Origin of the sequence: Endozoicomonas sp. ONNA2 (assembly GCF_024606365.1) — a bacterium.
Classification (GTDB): domain Bacteria; phylum Pseudomonadota; class Gammaproteobacteria; order Pseudomonadales; family Endozoicomonadaceae; genus Endozoicomonas.
Genome location: NZ_JAHHPO010000198.1, coordinates 1 through 2,269 on the forward strand (window position 1 = coordinate 1; position 2,269 = coordinate 2,269).

Genomic DNA, 2,269 nt, shown 5'->3' on the forward strand with positions numbered 1-2,269 from the left:
GGCAGCTAAGTCAAGCTGTGTGAGTTGAGGCGACAACTATGTTGACAAACACCGGAATTGTATGTGTTCATAAAGTGCTGGTAAATATGAAGCACAATCGTACATTGCCATTGACCTGTAACGCCTGTAGAAATATGGGACTATGTTTTCGCAGTACTTTTTTTGAGAAGTTACTCGTAATTTATATCTATTTAACTAAGCTTGCTTATGCTACGAAGCATAATAAGCAGTGAGCATAGATTCCTCTATAACTTTTTATTCAACTTGCTCAATTGCTCAATTATTATATAGGAGAGCTTACTTACTATGGGACCTGTTTCATATTCAAACCAACAAATATCATCAGTGACATCCCGGTCATTAAATCTGCCAGACGTCTCATCCCAAGCCACTTTGTCGGCCTCTCATATTGTTAAAACAATGATGGATAAAGTATCGTTTGAACTCTTGGGCATTAAAGGCAACGAAAGTACGGCAGCATCTTCTGCCAGCCTGGCACCGGTTCTGGGCATGGCTCTGGCGAGTATGGATGATAACGCCAGGAAGGAATTGCTACTGGGAATCCCCCCGGGCTCCCTGACTCTGGAGCTGGAGTCTAAAATCCATCAAAAGCTCGGTGAATTCAGCAAAAACCACCCTTATGATAGTGATCAGATAGTCTCGTTAGCTAACTTTATTGCTACAGCCTTTTCCACCGATGAGCAAATTGAACAGACACTGTCTGAATGTTATCTAACCCAAAATTTGGAATTGGAAAATGGTGACAAGAATGTAGCGGATACCGCAGACGATTTTGTCAAGAAGAAAACCAAAGGAAAAATTACAACGTTATTTGATGGTTTGACTGAACTTGAGCGGGAAAATGTGCTAGCGGTTATAGGTAATGTTATGGAATTTCGGCTTCAATGGAAGAAAGGTTTTTCATCCGATGAAATGGCTACTGACAGTTTTTTGGATGCAAAAGGAACGTATATTGATAACGTAAAGATGATGTGTGCAACGGATCATTTTCATGTTGCAAGTTACAGAGAATTTTCTGCCATTGCCAAAGAGTTCCGATCTGTGAATGGAGAAGATCTTAAATTGGTTGCGATAAAACCGAAAAAAAGAAATGCGACAGCAATTAACAACCTTGATTCTGATACGATTAATCATCTGATTGGTAATTTAAATGGATATAAAGAGAAGCATAAGCTAAAGCTACCCAAAATAGAGGTAGCGGACAGCTGTAATACTGGTCTGCTAGAGAAAATTTCACAGGCATTGGGAATCTCCATAGAAGCTCAGGATTTAACAAGTTTAGGCATTCCATCCGGTGATAATGATCTGCACATGGTTCAGAAGATCAAAGCATCCATTGATAAAAAGGGTGCCTGCGGTACCATTGCCACGGCCATGGCAGTTATTACCAGGTCCTTGGCTCCAACTCCTTGCTTTGACTTTGACTGCCCTGGCTACATTGGCATTATAGACAGCGAGGGTAATCGGTTGCTTGAATTGGTAATAAAGGATGACAAATTTTTGGAGCTTGATGGGCCCAGGATCACCTCCACTAGAAACCTGAACGTCGATGATATGACAACTGATGACGAATCTGATAACGCAGTTGATTCATCTGATGGCTCAGTTATTTTTTCTGATGACGCAGTTGTTTCATCTGATCACAAAGTTGATATGAGCACTTTAATACAACCCAAGCTTAATCCGAATGGGGAGATTAATATTATAAGTGCCAAGGCAGATAAAACTACATTAACAATCGAGGTTAATTCTCCGAAAGAAGCCGTAGAGATTGAAGATAGAATATCAAAATTAATTGGAAAAAATCTTGCAAGACAGGTTCGTATTTGGAAAATTTTCAATCCTATTCAAATAGAGGTTTCATTCAAGCCTTGGAAAGTACTGCATAAGAATTTAACTTCTTGACAATATAATCCTGAATCCGGAGATTAATCACCTCCGGCTTTTCTTTAACAAAACTTTCAAAGAAGCAGCTTGAGAATATCGGTCAACAATTCACCAGGCATTGTCGTGGAACGTGCCGCATTCGCTCCGTTTAATGCCAGGGCAAGTAGCCAGAAATATTCGATTTTCCGGATGAATTGCGGGAATATTAGCAGTATTAACCACTAATTCAATAACACAACCGCATTGGTGCTAATTTAATTAACTTGTCCTCATGGCAGAAGTTTTTTATAACGTCCAAATTGAAGCAGTGCTGCCAGCACCTTATTATTAAAAGGCTTATTAACATGCATTTGCTGCAGCC

General features: G+C 39.8%; 1 protein-coding gene. It reads left to right on the plus strand.

Annotated elements, in window-relative coordinates; genetic code table 11:
• The first annotated feature begins 306 nt into the window (after positions 1–306).
• The gene (locus KDK14_RS03565; protein ID WP_257263647.1) at positions 307–1,926 is read left to right on the plus strand and encodes a serpin family protein; all 1,620 of its coding nucleotides are present in this window, start codon (positions 307–309) and stop codon (positions 1,924–1,926) included.
• Positions 1,927–2,269: the final 343 nt, after the last annotated feature.

What these genes read in the sequence shown, in the direction of transcription:
- KDK14_RS03565 (WP_257263647.1), top strand. Translation starts at nt 307, where the DNA reads ATGGGACCTGTTTCATATTCAAACCAACAAATATCATCAGTGACATCC.